At 57.0% G+C, this 15,133-nt stretch carries 16 protein-coding genes and 1 tRNA gene; 7 read left to right on the top strand and 10 right to left on the bottom strand.

Annotation, left to right across the window (positions count from 1 at the left end; genetic code table 11):
- The first annotated feature begins 133 nt into the window (after positions 1-133).
- The gene (locus ACS1BR_RS08000) at positions 134-1,003 is read left to right on the top strand and encodes a PAC2 family protein (protein ID WP_463561432.1); all 870 of its coding nucleotides are present in this window, start codon (positions 134-136) and stop codon (positions 1,001-1,003) included.
- Positions 1,004-1,026: 23 nt separating this feature from the next.
- On the opposite strand, the gene mshC is transcribed toward ACS1BR_RS08000, so the two are convergent.
- From mshC to ACS1BR_RS07985, 3 genes are all read right to left on the bottom strand, one after another.
- On the bottom strand, positions 1,027-2,319 hold the full coding sequence (mshC, locus tag ACS1BR_RS07995) for a cysteine--1-D-myo-inosityl 2-amino-2-deoxy-alpha-D-glucopyranoside ligase (protein ID WP_463561431.1): 1,293 nt from the start codon (positions 2,317-2,319) through the stop codon (positions 1,027-1,029).
- Positions 2,320-2,400: 81 nt separating this feature from the next.
- On the bottom strand, positions 2,401-3,237 hold the full coding sequence (locus tag ACS1BR_RS07990) for an undecaprenyl-diphosphate phosphatase (protein WP_463561430.1): 837 nt from the start codon (positions 3,235-3,237) through the stop codon (positions 2,401-2,403).
- 102 nt (positions 3,238-3,339) lie between these two features.
- Positions 3,340-3,636, bottom strand: coding sequence for a hypothetical protein (locus ACS1BR_RS07985; RefSeq protein WP_463561429.1), 297 nt, complete (start codon positions 3,634-3,636; stop codon positions 3,340-3,342).
- 66 nt (positions 3,637-3,702) lie between these two features.
- Here ACS1BR_RS07985 and ACS1BR_RS07980 point away from each other — a divergent pair, with 66 nt between their 5' ends.
- Positions 3,703-3,936, top strand: coding sequence for a DUF5703 family protein (locus ACS1BR_RS07980; protein ID WP_463561665.1), 234 nt, complete (start codon positions 3,703-3,705; stop codon positions 3,934-3,936).
- A 67-nt stretch (positions 3,937-4,003) separates the two neighbouring features.
- On the opposite strand, the gene ACS1BR_RS07975 is transcribed toward ACS1BR_RS07980, so the two are convergent.
- Positions 4,004-4,090: transfer RNA gene (locus ACS1BR_RS07975), tRNA-Leu, on the bottom strand.
- A 203-nt stretch (positions 4,091-4,293) separates the two neighbouring features.
- Between ACS1BR_RS07975 and pepN the strand changes: the two genes are divergently transcribed.
- Both pepN and ACS1BR_RS07965 read left to right on the top strand, forming a co-directional pair.
- Positions 4,294-6,930: an aminopeptidase N gene (gene pepN / locus ACS1BR_RS07970; protein ID WP_463561428.1), complete on the top strand. Its 2,637-nt coding sequence runs from the start codon at positions 4,294-4,296 to the stop codon at positions 6,928-6,930.
- Positions 6,931-7,062: 132 nt separating this feature from the next.
- Positions 7,063-8,202: a hypothetical protein gene (locus ACS1BR_RS07965; RefSeq protein ID WP_463561427.1), complete on the top strand. Its 1,140-nt coding sequence runs from the start codon at positions 7,063-7,065 to the stop codon at positions 8,200-8,202.
- Positions 8,203-8,227: 25 nt separating this feature from the next.
- On the opposite strand, the gene ACS1BR_RS07960 is transcribed toward ACS1BR_RS07965, so the two are convergent.
- The 4 genes from ACS1BR_RS07960 to ACS1BR_RS07945 form a co-directional block, all read right to left on the bottom strand.
- Positions 8,228-9,358, bottom strand: coding sequence for an LCP family protein (locus tag ACS1BR_RS07960; RefSeq protein ID WP_463561426.1), 1,131 nt, complete (start codon positions 9,356-9,358; stop codon positions 8,228-8,230).
- Positions 9,359-9,527: 169 nt separating this feature from the next.
- Positions 9,528-9,785 (bottom strand): type B 50S ribosomal protein L31, encoded by a 258-nt coding sequence (locus ACS1BR_RS07955; protein WP_463561425.1) that lies wholly within the window; start codon positions 9,783-9,785, stop codon positions 9,528-9,530.
- Between the two features lie 149 nt (positions 9,786-9,934).
- Entirely contained in the window at positions 9,935-10,807 is an 873-nt protein-coding gene (locus ACS1BR_RS07950; protein WP_463561424.1) for a TrmH family RNA methyltransferase, read from the bottom strand.
- Between the two features lie 12 nt (positions 10,808-10,819).
- The gene (locus tag ACS1BR_RS07945; protein WP_463561423.1) at positions 10,820-11,605 is read right to left on the bottom strand and encodes an ABC transporter ATP-binding protein; all 786 of its coding nucleotides are present in this window, start codon (positions 11,603-11,605) and stop codon (positions 10,820-10,822) included.
- Positions 11,606-11,704: 99 nt separating this feature from the next.
- On the opposite strand from ACS1BR_RS07945, the gene serB reads away from it, so the two are divergent.
- Positions 11,705-12,637: a phosphoserine phosphatase SerB gene (gene serB, locus ACS1BR_RS07940; RefSeq protein ID WP_463561422.1), complete on the top strand. Its 933-nt coding sequence runs from the start codon at positions 11,705-11,707 to the stop codon at positions 12,635-12,637.
- Positions 12,638-12,731: 94 nt separating this feature from the next.
- On the opposite strand, the gene ACS1BR_RS07935 is transcribed toward serB, so the two are convergent.
- A complete protein-coding gene (locus ACS1BR_RS07935) occupies positions 12,732-13,475 on the bottom strand; it encodes an SDR family oxidoreductase (protein WP_463561421.1) in 744 nt (247 codons plus the stop codon).
- Positions 13,476-13,528: 53 nt separating this feature from the next.
- The gene (locus tag ACS1BR_RS07930; protein ID WP_463561420.1) at positions 13,529-14,245 is read right to left on the bottom strand and encodes a beta-ketoacyl-ACP reductase; all 717 of its coding nucleotides are present in this window, start codon (positions 14,243-14,245) and stop codon (positions 13,529-13,531) included.
- A gap of 144 nt (positions 14,246-14,389) precedes the next feature.
- Here ACS1BR_RS07930 and ACS1BR_RS07925 point away from each other — a divergent pair, with 144 nt between their 5' ends.
- Together ACS1BR_RS07925 and ACS1BR_RS07920 are read left to right on the top strand one after the other, a co-directional pair.
- A complete protein-coding gene (locus tag ACS1BR_RS07925; protein ID WP_463561419.1) occupies positions 14,390-14,845 on the top strand; it encodes a DUF3099 domain-containing protein in 456 nt (151 codons plus the stop codon).
- 52 nt (positions 14,846-14,897) lie between these two features.
- Entirely contained in the window at positions 14,898-15,131 is a 234-nt protein-coding gene (locus tag ACS1BR_RS07920) for an acetone carboxylase (protein ID WP_463561418.1), read from the top strand.
- The last annotated feature ends 2 nt before the right edge of the window (positions 15,132-15,133 follow it).

Genomic DNA, 15,133 nt, shown 5'->3' with positions numbered 1-15,133 from the left:
CGGATTTGTGTGATCGATAACGGCGACGTTTTACGGCCTCCCGAGAACATATCAAGCCTACCGGTTGTTTGTCTTTGAACGCATTCGGCGAACACTGTATTCGAAATACCCCGTCAATGTTTAAGATAAACAGGTGAACACAGCAAATAACTCCCCCAAGAATGTCTACGGGTCCGCCGCGGACAGAGACGTAACAACCGTCATGGTATGTGCCTTTGAAGGCTGGAACGACGCCGCCTCGGCAGCGACCGAGGCGGTTTCTTTCATGGAGAACACCCTGGGGGCAGAGGGAATACCCGGTTTTGATACCGAAGATTTTTACGATCTCACTCAGACCCGTCCGCTGCTTCTCTCCCACGATGACGGCAGCGGCGAGCTGCGATGGCCTCGTATCGTGGTCACCGAGGCCCGGGATACCTCCGCGGCTCTGAGGTTCCTATTTGTCACCGGGCCCGAACCCAATTTTCGGTGGCGCACTTTTATGCAAGAACTGTTTGCTTTTGCCCGCCAGCAGGGCGTGAGCCATCTATTTCTTTTGGGCGCTCTTTTGGCGGAGACTCCGCACACCCGTGATTTTCCTGTGTCGGTGACCAGCTATAACGACCAGCTTCGCGGTATCGCCGGTATCGAGTCGCAGTCCTATACCGGGCCCACCGGGATAACCGGCGCTCTCGCCCATAGTGCGTCTGCCCACGGGCTGACCGATGTGAGCGCCTGGGTCTCGGTTCCGCACTATGTTGGCCACCCACCGCACCCTAAAGCCACCTACGCTCTGCTTCTTCTCCTCGAATCAGCCCTGGATATCTCTCTTCCGCTTCAGTCTCTTGAAGAAGAGGCCCGGGCCTGGGAACGCGGTGCCGGTGAACTTATGCAGGAAGAACCCGAGCTTGCCGAGTACGTTTCCCAGCTTGAAGCTGAAACGGATAGCCCGTCTCTCGATAGGATTTCGGGAGACGAGCTTGCCGAAGAGCTGGAGCGTTTTCTGCGCCGTCGCGACCGGTAAACTGTGACCTCTCAGGTAACAGGCTAGAGCTTGACGCCCAACCGCGTGCTGAGAATATCGTTAATCAGTTGACCGCCACCGGGCTTCTGCCCCGCTTCTAGCCGGGCAAGAGCGGAGTTTGCCCAGTTGTCGAGTGTTTCAAGTGCTGCCGGCGCATCGAGATCATCGGCCAGCTGCCGCCTCACCCGGTCAAGGACAGCATAGGCGGCGGGGTCTGCATCTGCCGTGGCTTGTTCTATTGCCCGGGTGTAGTCCCGCTGCCTCTGCTGCGCCCTGGCAAGCAACTGCGATGTCCAGAACCAATCTTCACGGTAGTGGTGAGCCATGATAGCAAGGCGGATCGCTGCCGGATCCACGCCCTCGGCCCTCAACCTCGATACCAGCACCAGATTCCCCAGCGATTTACTCATTTTCTTTCCGTCAAGACCCACCATCCCGGTATGCGCATAATGGCGGGCCATAGGTTTACCGGTGAGAGCGTAGGCGTGGCCTGCCCCCATCTCGTGGTGAGGGAATTGGAGGTCAGCACCGCCGCCCTGCACCGAAAACGGGGCCGGTAGAAGTTTCTGGGAAATCGCGGTGCACTCAATATGCCAACCGGGACGGCCGTCCCCCAGCTTCCCACCGGGCCAGCTGGGCTCCCCCTCACGGGCAGCTCTCCATAGCAGCGGGTCCAGAGCGTGACGTTTACCGGTCCGCTGCGGGTCCCCACCGCGTTCGGCAAAAAGGGGCAGCATCTGTTCCCGGCTCAAATGGGAAACCTGCCCCAGGAACCAGTGCGCAGGATCCTGGGGATCGAGTCCTGCCGCTTTCCGCACATCAAAATATATATCGCTCACACCGGTCTCGTCCCCCACCTCAACCGGGTAGGCCACACCGCGGGACAGCAAATCCTCAACGGCCTCAACCACCCAGGGAATCGACTCCACGGCACCCACATAGTGGTCGGGCGGTATCACCTGCAATGCTTCCATATCGGTGCGGAAAAGCTCTGTTTGTTCCTCCGCCAGCTGCCGCCAATCACGGCCGTCTCGCTGGGCTCTCTCCAGCAGAGGATCATCAACATCCGTTACATTCTGTACATAGGTAACAGCGACCCCCGAATCACCCCATGCACGATGAAGCAGATCAAAAGCGACATAGGTGGACGCATGCCCCATATGGGTGGCGTCGTAGGGAGTTATACCGCACACGTACATGCTCGCGGTATCCTCCGCTTCCAGCTGCACCTTCTGGGAAGCAGCGGTATCAAAAATTCTGGGAAGTGGCGCGCGACCGGGTAGCTCCGCACAAACAGGAGCCTGCCATGCCTTCATAAACATCCCTCGCTTGGACAACTTATTAATTTTCCGTGGCTACGATACCCGCCCACCGACCGGTGGGCGGACACCCCAAATTTAGCTGTAGGGGGTCAGGATCCCCATGCCCAACAAGACAAAAATCAGTAAGCCGAGAGCAATCCGGTACCACACAAAAATCGTGAAATTATTATGTGAAATGTACTTGAGCAGCCAGCCAATCACCAGGTAGCCAACCACAAAAGCAATCGCGGTGGCCAGCATTGTTGGCCCAAACCCGTAGTAGCCGGTAAAGCCCTCTTCCACACTTCCCGCAAGCTTGTAGAGGCCCGATGCAAACACCGCCGGCACCGCCAGCAGAAAAGAATAGCGAGTTGCAGCCTCACGGGTATACCCCATGAGCAGACCCGTCATAATAGTACCGCCCGAACGCGACACACCGGGAATGAGCGCCAGCGCCTGCCCCAGACCATACACCATGCCGTGTTTGACGTTGAGGTCTTCAAGACTCCTCTGCTCCTTACCGATACGGTCCGCAATAGCAAGAAAAATGGCAAACACAATCAGCATGGTGGCAACAATCCACAGCGAACGGAAACTGCTGTCGATATAGTCCTCAAGCCAGACACCCAGAATAGCGATGGGCAGCGAACCAATGATAATAAACCAGCCCATCCGCGCATCGGGATCGCGACGATCCACCCTACCCACCAGGGAGCCGCACCACTTACCGATAATACGCACAATATCTCGCCAGAAGAAGACCAGCACCGCGGTCTCTGTACCCAGCTGCGTGATAGCCGTAAAAGCCGCACCGGGGTCGGTGCTGTTGGGAAGAAACTGGCTCACGATACGAATATGGCCAGACGACGAAATCGGTAAGAATTCAGTGAGCCCCTGAACCAGGCCCAAAATAACTGCTTGTATCCATTCCACGTAGGGAACTTTACCCGTAAAACACGAAACACAGCGTGTATTTTGCGCACGCTGTGTCCGTTTTAACAGTAAATTTATTTCGGCCCACCCGCTGGGACCGGGCTAGCTATCCCCGTCGGATTCCTCGTCAAGGTCTTCGTATTCAATATCTTCTTCCTCGTCAAACGGCTCATCAAAGTCGTCGGGGTCATCTTCTCCGTCAATGTACACCTCTAGCGGAGTAACCTCTTCGTAGGTGTCGAACAGAGCCTCTTCATATCGCTCGAAAGCGTTGGCGATAGCCACGTAGGCGTGATCAACCGCCGGATCGTTTTCACCGCGTCGGTGGACGATAGCGGTAAGATGCTCTTCGAGAGCATTCGTTAGGATTGCCAGTGCGGCACGAGGGTCATTACTCATGTAATAGACCCTATCGGCAAATGGCTCTCTCGGGAACTATATTGGAGGAAAATTTTGCGAGAGCACATGACCGGCTACGGACACCGCCGGTACGGTACCGGTGACGATCAACGCTTTGAATACCTCACGGTCACCGCAGATCCCCGGGATAGTATCAAAGATGTGCGTTCCCGGTTGAGTGAGCATTCCGAATACGGACGCTGGGAGCTGGCCCGGTCCGTTATCCTCTACGGTGGCCGCCGCCGGTTCCTACTGCGGCGCCGCGTGATAAAGGTGGAAAAGACGGTATACATTGCCTAAAGAGGACTACCGGTAAACAGGTAACGGGGGAGCAGTATACTGCTCCCCCGTTACCTGTTTATTTATGTGCGCGGAGGGGGACTTGAACCCCCACCCTCGTTATATGAGGACTAGCACCTCAAGCTAGCGCGTCTGCCTATTCCGCCACCCGCGCGGGTGCGTTCACGATCAGGGCTTTTCTCAACCCTCTCGCGGCAACAGATAATAATCTACACGGAGGCCACCGGCAGCGCAAATCAAAGAACTATTTTTTTATATGAGGCCGCGCACAATAATTTTTGGTAGCCGCACGGTGGGACCACCGGGAACCGCCGCAACAAACAGCGGTTCCTTATCAGACTGTTGTTAAATAGGATTATGAGGAATGAAAATCTTACCCGCGATGAAGCAGCCACTCGTTCAAAACTACTCAAGGTCGAATCCTACGATGTACACGTAGACCTCACCCACGCGGCAAACCAAGATTTCATCTCCTACCCCACCGTCACCACGGTGCGGTTTTCCGCCCGCCGCAAAGAGAGCACGTTCATCGACTACATTCACCATTCGATTGATGAGGTCAAGCTCAACGGCACCCACCTTGACACCGCGCAGGTGGTGAGGGGATCCCGCATTATCCTCCCCCACCTTGACGACTCGAATGTGCTGACTATTCGAGGTCGCTCCTATTTTTCTCGTTCCGGAGAAGGTCTGCACCGCTACATCGACCCCGGCGACGGCAGGGTCTACCTCTATACCCAGTATGAGCCTGCCGACTGTCGCCGGGTGTTTCCCAACTTTGAACAACCCGACCTTAAAGCGGTTTTCAATTTTCGCGTAACCGCACCCAAACACTGGGTGGTAGCTTCGAACAGCGAGCTCACGCGTGAGCTTGAAGATCCAGCGGATTCCAGCATCACCAAACGCGTTTTCAAGGCGACTCCACCCATCTCCACCTACATCACGACCATACTAGCCGGCGACTATTTTGTGGCGCACGATATCTACACCCCGTCCTCATCGGTCAACTCGGGCAAGATCCCTCTCACCGCCTACTGCCGAAAATCGCTTGTCTCTCACTTCGACCACGAGAATATTTTCTCCACCACCAAAAAAGGTCTCGATTTCTTCCAGGACCTTTTCGACTACCCTTACCCCTACCCCGCATACAAGCAGGCTTTTGTCCCCGAATACAACCTGGGCGCCATGGAAAACCCCGGCCTGGTCACCTTTTCCGAGCACTATCTCTTTGATTCCGGGACCACCGAAGCCCAGATGGAGGGACGAGCCAACGTCATCTACCACGAGATGAGCCACATGTGGTTCGGGGACCTGGTTACCATGAAATGGTGGGATGACCTCTGGCTCAAAGAATCTTTTGCCGAGTTCATGGGGACACTTGCTGCCCGAGAAGCCGGTGGCTTTGATCAGGCATGGGTAACTTTCGCCAACCGCCGTAAAGAGTGGGCCTACGCCCAGGATCAGCTACCCACCGCTCACCCCATTGTGGCCGAGGTCCCCAACCTTGAGGCAGCCAAGCTGAATTTTGACGGAATAACCTATGCCAAAGGATCATCGGTCCTCAAACAGCTGGTTGCCTACCTGGGGTTTGATACTTTTACGGATGCTATCCGCACCTACTTCAAACGATTTGCCTGGGGAAATACCGAGCTCACCGATTTTCTCTCGGTGCTTGATGAGGTCACCGATCAAGACATGTTCACCTGGGCTCGAGCCTGGTTACAGACCAGCGGCCTCTCAGAAATTTCCATGGTCAGGAGCACAGACAAGAGCACCGCACCCTTCGTTCTACAGCAGCGACTGCCGGTGCAGGTCCCACCATCCCTGGGGAGGCCGCACCGTCTCAAGTATGAAACCTTTGTTGTGAACAAAGACCGTCTCGTCTCGACAGGCAGGAGGCCGGTGAATATTGAGGCGGGCCCCGGCCGTCTCACTCCCCTGCGGTTGACGGCCGCACAGCGCAATGAGCTCGAACGCGCCGACCTGCTGGTGCTCAATGCCGAAGACCTCACCTACGCCAAAGCGCGTCTGGGCCAAGACGACGGCCGTGACACCGCCCTCAAGCTGGTATCTACGGTAGAGGACCCGCTCACCAGGGGCCTTATCTGGGGTAGTCTCTGGAACCAGGTGCGCGATGCCGAACTCTCCAGTTCCCGCTTTGTACACGCTGTCGAACGCAGCCTCTCTGATGAGCGTTCCGCCACCCTACTCGCACACCTCCTGGAACAAGCTCAGGCGGCAATCTTTACCTATTCACCGCCCTGGAAGCGTCAGGGTCTCAGCGACTCCCTCTATCGAGCTGTTGAGAAAGCCCTGGACGGCACAGAAGCCGGAAGCGATACCCAGCTCATCATGGTCCGCTCGCTGCTCTCCCTCGCCGCACACACCCCGCTCGGTAACGATTTTGCCCGCGCGGTAGCCGCAGGTGCCGGGCAGCACGATGAAGAAACTCCCGTACTCCCCGGAGTCCCTCACAGTCAGGCCCTGGGCTGGTCAGCCCTCGGCGCCCTTGCCTCCCGGGGAGAAACCACCGTGGCTCAGCTTGAACGGGTCAAAAACAGCGCGGTATCCACCGTGGCCGAGCGAGGATTCGCCTTCGCTGCCGCAGCTCTACCCACCGGTACAGCAAAAACTGCCGCCTACCGGTCCGTCGTCACACAAACCGACCTTTCGAACGAGATTCTCACCTCGACGGCCCGGGGTTTCCAGCAGGGATCGGAAGAGTTACACCGGGAATTCATTACGCCCTACTTCTCCGACATTCTCACCGTGTGGGAAACCCGTTCCATTGTGATGGCTACCCGAACGGTCAACGGCCTCTTTCCTCGGGCAACCCTGGGGCGGGGACAGGACCCCCAAGAAAATGGCGTTGTTACCGCCGCCCATGCCTGGCTTAACGACAATCCCCGGGCCTCTACGGCCCTGTCACGGCTTATCATCGAGAATCTTGACAGGGCTCAGCGGTCTTTGCTGGCCCAAAAATTCAACGGCTAAATATCTTTTATCTGCCCGTCCATCTATCTGCATAAAACTGCTCCCGGTTTGATCCCGTTATTTCCGGTATCAAACCGGGTTTTCATGAGAAGCTATAACTTGAAGATTTTGCCACTATTCAAGGAGAACGCATTGACCGATTACGTATTGGGTGACCGTGGCACAGTCGAAATCATCACCGACGACTTCTACGATGCAGAAATCCTTCAGGTCTTTGAAGAACTCCACGTTGACCGCGAACGAATCTGGAACGGGGAAGCCCGCCTGGTACCCGAACCGGATAACCCCTATGAGCCTCACAGTATTGCCGTTTACATCGACGAGCTGAAAATCGGCCGTCTCAACCCCGCAGACTCCGCCCACTACTGGCAGCCTATTACCCGCGTCGTTGCCTCGGGCTACGACGCCATAGCCCAGCTGCAGCTCTCCGCCGTGTTACGGCATATCGGCGGTGAGAACACCATCGAAAGTCAGGGACTTCTCTCTCTGAGTGCGCCCGGTTCCCTCTTTCCCCTCAACCAGACTCCGGCTCAGGCCGCGCTTCTTCCCCAGGGGCCCTCCATGAAGGTTCTTGACGAAAAAGACTATGCCGATTATCTACGCGGTATCCTTCCCCCCAGCGGTGAGGGCAGGGTTATCCTCACCCTCGAAGCAAACCGGGTCAGGCACGCCGACGGTAGCTTTGTTGACACCGTGGAGGTTTATCACGACCGCAAACAGGTGGGGCGGCTCAGTACTCAGATGGCGGAGCAGCTTGCCCCGGTGATTCGTTATGTTTTTGAGCATAATAAACTGACCAGCGCCTGGGGAACCATCCGCGGGAACACCTTTGAAATATCTCTCACCGTGCAGGCCTTACGCTCTGCCGATATACCCCGTGACTGGTTTGATGAATTACCCAACAATGTGCCCGAGCTGCTGCCGGCAGCTGAGACCTACCGGGTAGAACCGGCCTATGTGCCCACCGAGGGCGAACAAAACCGGCAGTCGCACAGAAAGAAACGCCCCTCAGCTACTGCCCCCGCACATACTAGCCACCAGATCACCGGTGCCGGTGACACCGTCGGTGCCCCGGCCTCCCACCAGCGGCTGGCCCTGCTCCTCGGCCTGGCCGGGGCTATCATCCTGTGCCTGGGTATCGTGCTTGTCTTTTGGAAGGCTCTTGTGGGTGTGATCGGTATTGTACTCGGTAGCTCGGTGGTTTTCCTGGGGCTGTTTATGGGCAGGACCGGGACAGAAGACTACGGAGATAACCCCGACAGCTCCTTCTAACCCGCCCCCCCTTTCGAGCGCGAGACTAGTCTTCGCCGTAGACTGCGGTGTAGCTACCCATTGTCTCCTGCCGTAAAGAATCCTTGAGGGCGGCAGTGGCCGTACTGTCGAGCACCACAATCGACTGGCCATCCATGGACCACCCGGTACCGGCGTTAGGTAGGGTGAGCATATGCACGTTAGCCCCTCCCCCGGTCATATAGGGGCCCGCAATACCCACAATTTCACCGGCGGTAAGCCCGCTATCGACGGTCACGTAGGGGGCAATAGACTCCACCACGTTTCTAAAATTGGTGACATTTCTGAAAGCTCCCTGGCTCTGGACGGTGGATAGAAACCCCTGCATGTAGGCCCGCTGGTTACGCACCCGCTGATAGTCACCATCGCTAAAGGCGTAGCGCTGACGCACAAACTCGAGCGCCTGGCCACCGTCAAGATGCATGGGGCCCTGGGTGTAGGTATAACTATCGCTTGAAAAAGAAACCGGCACGTTGACGTCAACGCCGCCCACCGCATCGGTCATGCTTTTAAAGCCCTCAAAATCAATCTCTGCGGTGTGATCAATTTTGATTCCCACCAGCTGCTCAATAGTTTCCACCTGCAAGTCAACGCCCCCGTAGTTGAGGCCCGCGTTCACCTTGGCAGAGCCGTAGCCGGGAATATTCACCCAGGTGTCACGCATGATGGAGATCAGATAGGGGTCGCTGCCGTCTTGGGGAATGTGCAGGAGCATAATGGTGTCTGCCCGCTGACCAGAAACAGTCGCCGCCTCGGCGGTTCCCGCACGGGAGTCAGAACCCAGCAGAAGAATATCGGTGGAACCGGTCTCCTGCGGTGCGTCTGTCACTTTTCCGCCCTCAACGTCGTCGGGGATACCGTTTCCGTTCCGATCGATATCGCTGGTATTATCGATTCCCTCCCCGTTGTCGAGGTTGCCCGAGGGGCTGTTCTCCTGCTCGTAGCGGGAACGAAAATCATCGATATTTGTGGTGGAACTATCAAATTTTTTGGTGTTGTCATCCCAGACTTTTCCGATGCTCACCAGATAGGCAAAGCTTCCGATGCCCAGAAGAAGTACCGTACCCAAGATAATTCCGATAACGATCCTTCTCTTCTTCTTTTTCTTGGGCTTAGTCTCCACAGATTCACCGGTCATTGTAGTTCTCCTCATCCAAAAATAAGTTTTGGGGCCGGCGTCGCACCGGGGATAGATTCTCTGCCATTGTACTCGCTTGTCCCCTCAATGACCCACACATCAAAAACGCCCCGCCGGTGGTTGAAGAAAACCACCGGCGGGGCCTTGTCTGGCAACCAGCTTAACTAACCTAGGAGGTCTTACCGAAGTTCTTGAAGCGTGCGTTGAAGCGCTCCACACGGCCAGCGGAGTCCATGATGCGCTGTTTACCGGTGTAGAAGGGGTGCGATGCTGAGGAAATCTCAACCTCCACGAGCGGATACTCGTTACCGTCTTCCCATGTCTCGGTCTTATCTGAAGTCATAGTTGACCTGGTCAAAAAGGTCTCCCCCGATGCCAGATCACGGAAAAGTACGTAGTTGTACGCGGGATGAATACTCGTCTTCATAGTTATACCTTCTTCTGCCCTGGATTTTGCCAGTGCCCTAGGATTTGGAATAGGGTGTGCGCCTTCACAGCACACGGTGGTTTTTGTTAACCAGCTACCAACAATAGCACTGACCACAATTTTTTGCGCGGGACGCAGCCGCGGGCAGATCAGCGTGTGGGCCGTGTCTCCCAGAAGGACACCGCTGCGGCGGCGGCAACGTTGAGTGAATCCACACCGGCAGACATGGGGATTGTTACCGTATGGTCGCTTTCGGCGAGGGTGGCTTTCCCCAGACCGTGACCCTCCGAACCCACGATGATGGCAAGTTTTTCATAGTCGAGGTCCGCAAGTTCAGTGAGGCTGAGCGAATCTTTTGCCAGGGCCATAGCGGCGGTAACAAAACCGTGCTGTCTCAGAAGGTCAAGGTCAGAAGGCCAGCAGTCAAGCCTTCCCCAGGGTACCTGAAAGACAGCCCCCATGGACACTCGAATCGAGCGCCGGTAGAGCGGGTCCACACAGCGCGGTGTCACCAGTATAGCCCCGACACCAAGGGCTGCTGCCGAGCGAAAAATTGCTCCCACATTGGTGTGATCAACAATGTCTTCCAGTACCGCTACCCGCTGCGTGAGACCAAGCAGGTGGTCGAGGGGAAGCGGAGCCGGGCGGCGCACAGCGGCAAGCGCCCCTCGGTGTAGATGGAAACCCGCGATCGTTTCGAGTTCCTCCTCGCTCCCCACATAGGCGGGTATATCAGGGTGGGTAGCAAGGATATCAGCGAGGTCATCCGCCCATTTTTCGCTCATGATAAAGCACAGCGGCAGGTGTCCGGCGGCTATTGCCCGGCGAATCACTTTGGAGGATTCTGCGATGTATATCCCCCAATCTGTTTCACGGAGAGTGCGTAGTCGGGTGTCGGTGAGGCTGGTGAAATAGCGTACGTGTTTTTGTGGTGCCTGTGAAAGCGGTATGACGGAGGCAAGGGCCTGAACCCGCTGTGCGCGGGCTGTGAGGTCTGCGCGGTCTAGCTGTTTCTTGTGCACGTCGGGATCAATCTAGCCGGCTACGGCGCTGTAGCGGCCGTTGGGGTTGACCGTAACACTGAGGTCCATATCGTAGGTAGCTCTGAGGTTTTCGCTGGTGATAGTGGTGTGTAGGGGACCCGAGGCCGTTATTTTTCCGTCACGAACAAGGAGCGCGTGAGTGAAGCCGCCGGGTATCTCTTCGAGGTGGTGGGTGACCATGACCGTGGCCGGAGCGAAGCTGTCTTGAGTGAGCTGGGTGAGCCGGGCGAGGAGATCTTCTCTGCCTGCGATATCCATTCCTGCGGCGGGTTCGTCAAGGAGGAGGAGCTCGGGGTCTGTCATGAGGGCCCGCGCGATGAGGGTGCGCTTTTTTTCGCCGTCGGAAAGGGTTCCAAAGCGGCGGTCGGCGAGATGGGCAACCCCCCAGTCTGCGAGAAGTTCGGTGGCTCGCAGGGTGTCCTGTGTGTCGTATTCTTCTGTCCAGCGGCCCGAGACAGCATAGGCTGCGGTCATGACAACATCGAGAACTTTTTCGTGCTCGGGTACGGTGTGCGCCAGGGCTGCCGAGGACACTCCGATACGGGGGCGTAATTCAAAAACATCCACTGCACCGAGGATTTCGTCGAGGATATCGACGGTACCGGAAGTGGGATGGAGACGGGCCGCGGCGACGGCGAGTAGCGTCGATTTGCCGGCACCGTTGGGGCCTAGAACAATCCATTTTTCGCCGTCCTTCACCTGCCAGTCGAGAGAGTCGAGGAGTTTTTTGTTACCGCGGGTTACGGTTACCCGGTGGAGGTCTAATACTGCGCTCATAGAAGACACTTTATCGGGTCTGTACATGGGTTCTAAAATTGTGTGCTCCAGCAGGAAAGCGGGACGGTGCGATACCGGTTTTTCTGTACGATGGGTGCCATGGCTATTTCGGTGAATATAGTTGCTCTCGGCCCGGCATCGGAGATGCTGCGGGATCAAAACCGGGTTGATGAGCTTTTGAGGAGGATCCCTGCACTGGAGTGTGAAGCGGGGACTGCGCACTCTGTCCCTGCCAGCTTTAGTGGGCGTGAAGTGGCGGGGAACGCCTACTATGTCTACCGTGTACCCGGCCGTTACCGGGGCCGGCTAGCCGATGCGAGACGGCAGGTGAAGGAGCTGGGCGGGATCGTCGAGGTTACCGGCGCCACTGTCAGTGTGGTGCCGGCAGAGCTAGCTTCTCGCGAGAAAAAGCTGGTGGTCACGGATGTTGATTCGACTCTCATCGCTCAGGAGGTTGTCGATGAGATTGCCGCTCGATCCGGGTGCGGTGATCGGGTTGCCGATATTACCGAACGCGCCATGGCTGGTGAGCTGGATTTTGAGCGGTCTTTGCGCGCCCGCGTTGCCCTGCTGAGAGGTGTTCCTGAAAGAGTCTTGGGTGAGGTTGCTGATTCGGTTCTTTTAAACCCCGGGGCCGGAGAGCTGGTGCGGGTCTTGACGGAGGCTGGGCACCCGGTGGGCGCGGTTTCAGGGGGTTTTATTCAGGTTCTGGAGCCGCTGGCACAGCGTCTGGGCCTGTCCTATGCTTGTGCTAACCGTCTGGGTGTTGAATCCGGTGTACTCACCGGTGAGGTAGTTGGCGAGATTGTTACTCCCCGTATGAAGAGGCACCTTCTCACGCAGTGGGCCGAGGCTGAGGGGGTTTCGGCCGGGCAGGTGCTTGCTCTTGGTGATGGTGCTAACGATATGTTGATGGTGGAACGGGCTGCCCTGGGGATTGCTTTTATGGCAAAAATCGGGCTGAGAGAGGCCGCGGATGCGCAAATTAACATAGGTCGTCTGGATGCTGTGCGACATTTTATTGGCCTCTAACACCCAGCCGCTGTGACACGGGAACACCTACGAAGAGGGGTGGGGCAGCCTAGATAGTGCTGCCCCACCCCTCTGTCATTCTCAGGTGCGCCGCCTAGTCGATGAAGCCCCGTGCCCCGCCAACCAGTTCGACATGGCCGCTATCGACATCTGCGGTTACCATTGCGGCTACTTCTGTAGCAAACTCATGAACGGTATAGAGCTTGCCCGCTTCCCTGCGGCGCTCCTCGATAGCGCCGGGATACATGCGGTTGAGCAGCGAAGCGGTAACGGTCCCCTCAATCATGTCCGCCGAAACCACCACCAGCGAGATTCCGCGTTCGGCTAACGCCGGAACCTCGGCCAGGAGGGCATCTTCACCGGCGCGTTTCGAGAGAGCAACCGGGGTGTACTGGTCGAGTGTTTCCACCCGATGAATAAAATGTGCCTGGTGGCTGGTCACAAACACAATGCGGGACCCAGCACCCATTTTCTCGGCGGCGAGGCGCGCAAGACGCAGCTGGGAGTCCCGGTTGAGCACCATGGCGTAGTCGTCGGCCATTCCGGTCTCCATGCCACCGGAGGCGTTGAGCACCAGATAATCGATGCCGCCAAAGGTAGCCACCGCGCTATCAATAAGTGACCGGGCTTCATCTTCTTTGGTGATATCTGCGCCCACGGCGATAGCCCGCCCGCCGGCCTCTTCAATAGCGGCAACCACCTTGTGAGCACGGGGTGCCTTAGAGCGGTAATTAATAACGAGGTTAGCGCCGGCCTCTGCCAAAATTTGAGCGGTGTCCGCACCCACCCCGCGCGATGATCCGGTCACAAGAACGGTTTTGCCTGCAAGCTGTTTCACTGTTATTTAATCTTTCTCGGTTCGGTTGTAGCTATAGATGAATTGCCGGCTGATCAGTGCCCCATACCCAGTCCACCGTCCACCGGGATCAGGGCGCCGGAAATGTAGCTAGCCCCGTCACCGGCAAGCCACGATACCACTCCGGCGATTTCTTGGGGCTCGGCAAAACGTCCAGCAGGAATAGACTCCCTGTACTTTTCGCGGGTTTCCTGCGGCAGTACCGCGGTCATTTCGGTGTTGATAAAGCCCGGGGCCACCACGTTGGCGGTGATATTACGGGAACCCAGCTCACGGGTGATGGATCGGGCCATACCCACCAGGGCCGCCTTAGACGCAGAGTAGTTAACCTGGCCGGCGCTACCGTAGAGCCCCACCACCGAGGAGATAAGAATAATCCGGCCCCGCTTGAGCTTCAGCATCCCTTTAGCTGCCCGCCGTACCACCCGGAACGCCCCGGTGAGGTTGGTATCAACAACTTCGGTAAAATCCTCTTCTTTCATGCGCATCAGCAGCATGTCCCTGGTAATCCCGGCATTCGCAACTAGGATTTCTACCGGCCCAAATTTCGCCTCGATCTCCGTGAAAGCGGCGTCAATGGAAGCAGCATCACGCACATCCGCCCTCACCGCAAAAAATTCCGGAGGGGCCTCACCGCTACGGTAGGTCACACAAACATTGTGCCCCGCGGCTTTAAACTCCCGGGCAATAGCGTATCCAATACCGCGGTTACCACCGGTGACTAAAACGGTCTTCGACGTAGTTTCGCTCATGTTTTATCCTCGATTCACGTACATTCTCTAGGCAATCTTACGCGGTGAGGAGCACCCGAGCGCACCCGCAACGTCGCAAAGATACCGGGAAAGTTTTAGACTGTAGGTAGATTTTTTCACATCACGAGCGAAAGCGGGTGAACGATGGCCGGTAAGGTATGGACCGCCGAAGACCTGAAAGCCTACGGTTTTTCCACCGGCCAGGAGCCGGAGGTACACTCCATTACCAGTGCCGAAAACCGGCGCTCAGAAAGTATTGACTACCGGTTTCGCAGTTACGCTCTCAAAATGCTCCTGCGGATTATCTGCATTGTCTGCGCCCTTTTTTCGAGTGGCTGGCTCATGTGGGTCTTCATTATCGCTGCCGGAATTCTTCCCTGGGTCGCCGTTGTTTTTGCCAACGGCACAGACCGCGCTCGCAACGGCGATTTTTCCGCCTACCTTCCCCCTCACCAGCAGAAACAGCTAGAAGATGCCCGCCCAGACCGTGCTGGGAGAACGGAGAACGCGATGGGGCCGCACAGCCGCGACGGGTCCACCGGATTTTTTACTCGCCCAGACCCGTCTACCGTTATTGAGGGCGAGGTTATAGCCCGGTGACCGATGTGATCGGCCCTCGAGTACCCCCGCCATCTGATGAAAGTACTGACCCATGGATCTTCTCAGCTCCCTCGCCCAGCACGACCGGCAGCCCCACAACACGTGTTCCCGCCGGGGCTGCCAGCAGGCTGCGCGCTGGCAGATAGTATGGAACAACCCCAAAATACACGCCCCGGACCGACAAAAAATCTGGTTGGCCTGCCACGATCACCGAGACTACCTGCAAGATTTTTTGGGTGCGCGAAAGTTTTGGAAAGAGACACGACCCTTCAGCTACGACCAGTAGTT

The sequence above is a fragment of the Rothia sp. 18CD1-1 genome (assembly GCF_055285355.1).
The sequence above is the reverse complement of the archived record's forward strand: the minus strand, read 5'-3'. Positions and strand labels throughout refer to the sequence as shown.

What these genes read in the sequence shown, in the direction of transcription:
- mshC (WP_463561431.1), bottom strand. Translation starts at nt 2,319, where the DNA reads ATGAAGGCATGGCAGGCTCCTGTTTGTGCGGAGCTACCCGGTCGCGCG.
- ACS1BR_RS07985 (WP_463561429.1), bottom strand. Translation starts at nt 3,636, where the DNA reads ATGAGTAATGACCCTCGTGCCGCACTGGCAATCCTAACGAATGCTCTC.
- ACS1BR_RS07980 (WP_463561665.1), top strand. Translation starts at nt 3,703, where the DNA reads ATGACCGGCTACGGACACCGCCGGTACGGTACCGGTGACGATCAACGC.
- pepN (WP_463561428.1), top strand. Translation starts at nt 4,294, where the DNA reads ATGAGGAATGAAAATCTTACCCGCGATGAAGCAGCCACTCGTTCAAAA.
- ACS1BR_RS07960 (WP_463561426.1), bottom strand. Translation starts at nt 9,358, where the DNA reads ATGACCGGTGAATCTGTGGAGACTAAGCCCAAGAAAAAGAAGAAGAGA.
- ACS1BR_RS07955 (WP_463561425.1), bottom strand. Translation starts at nt 9,785, where the DNA reads ATGAAGACGAGTATTCATCCCGCGTACAACTACGTACTTTTCCGTGAT.
- ACS1BR_RS07945 (WP_463561423.1), bottom strand. Translation starts at nt 11,605, where the DNA reads ATGAGCGCAGTATTAGACCTCCACCGGGTAACCGTAACCCGCGGTAAC.
- serB (WP_463561422.1), top strand. Translation starts at nt 11,705, where the DNA reads ATGGCTATTTCGGTGAATATAGTTGCTCTCGGCCCGGCATCGGAGATG.
- ACS1BR_RS07930 (WP_463561420.1), bottom strand. Translation starts at nt 14,245, where the DNA reads ATGAGCGAAACTACGTCGAAGACCGTTTTAGTCACCGGTGGTAACCGC.
- ACS1BR_RS07925 (WP_463561419.1), top strand. Translation starts at nt 14,390, where the DNA reads ATGGCCGGTAAGGTATGGACCGCCGAAGACCTGAAAGCCTACGGTTTT.
- ACS1BR_RS07920 (WP_463561418.1), top strand. Translation starts at nt 14,898, where the DNA reads ATGGATCTTCTCAGCTCCCTCGCCCAGCACGACCGGCAGCCCCACAAC.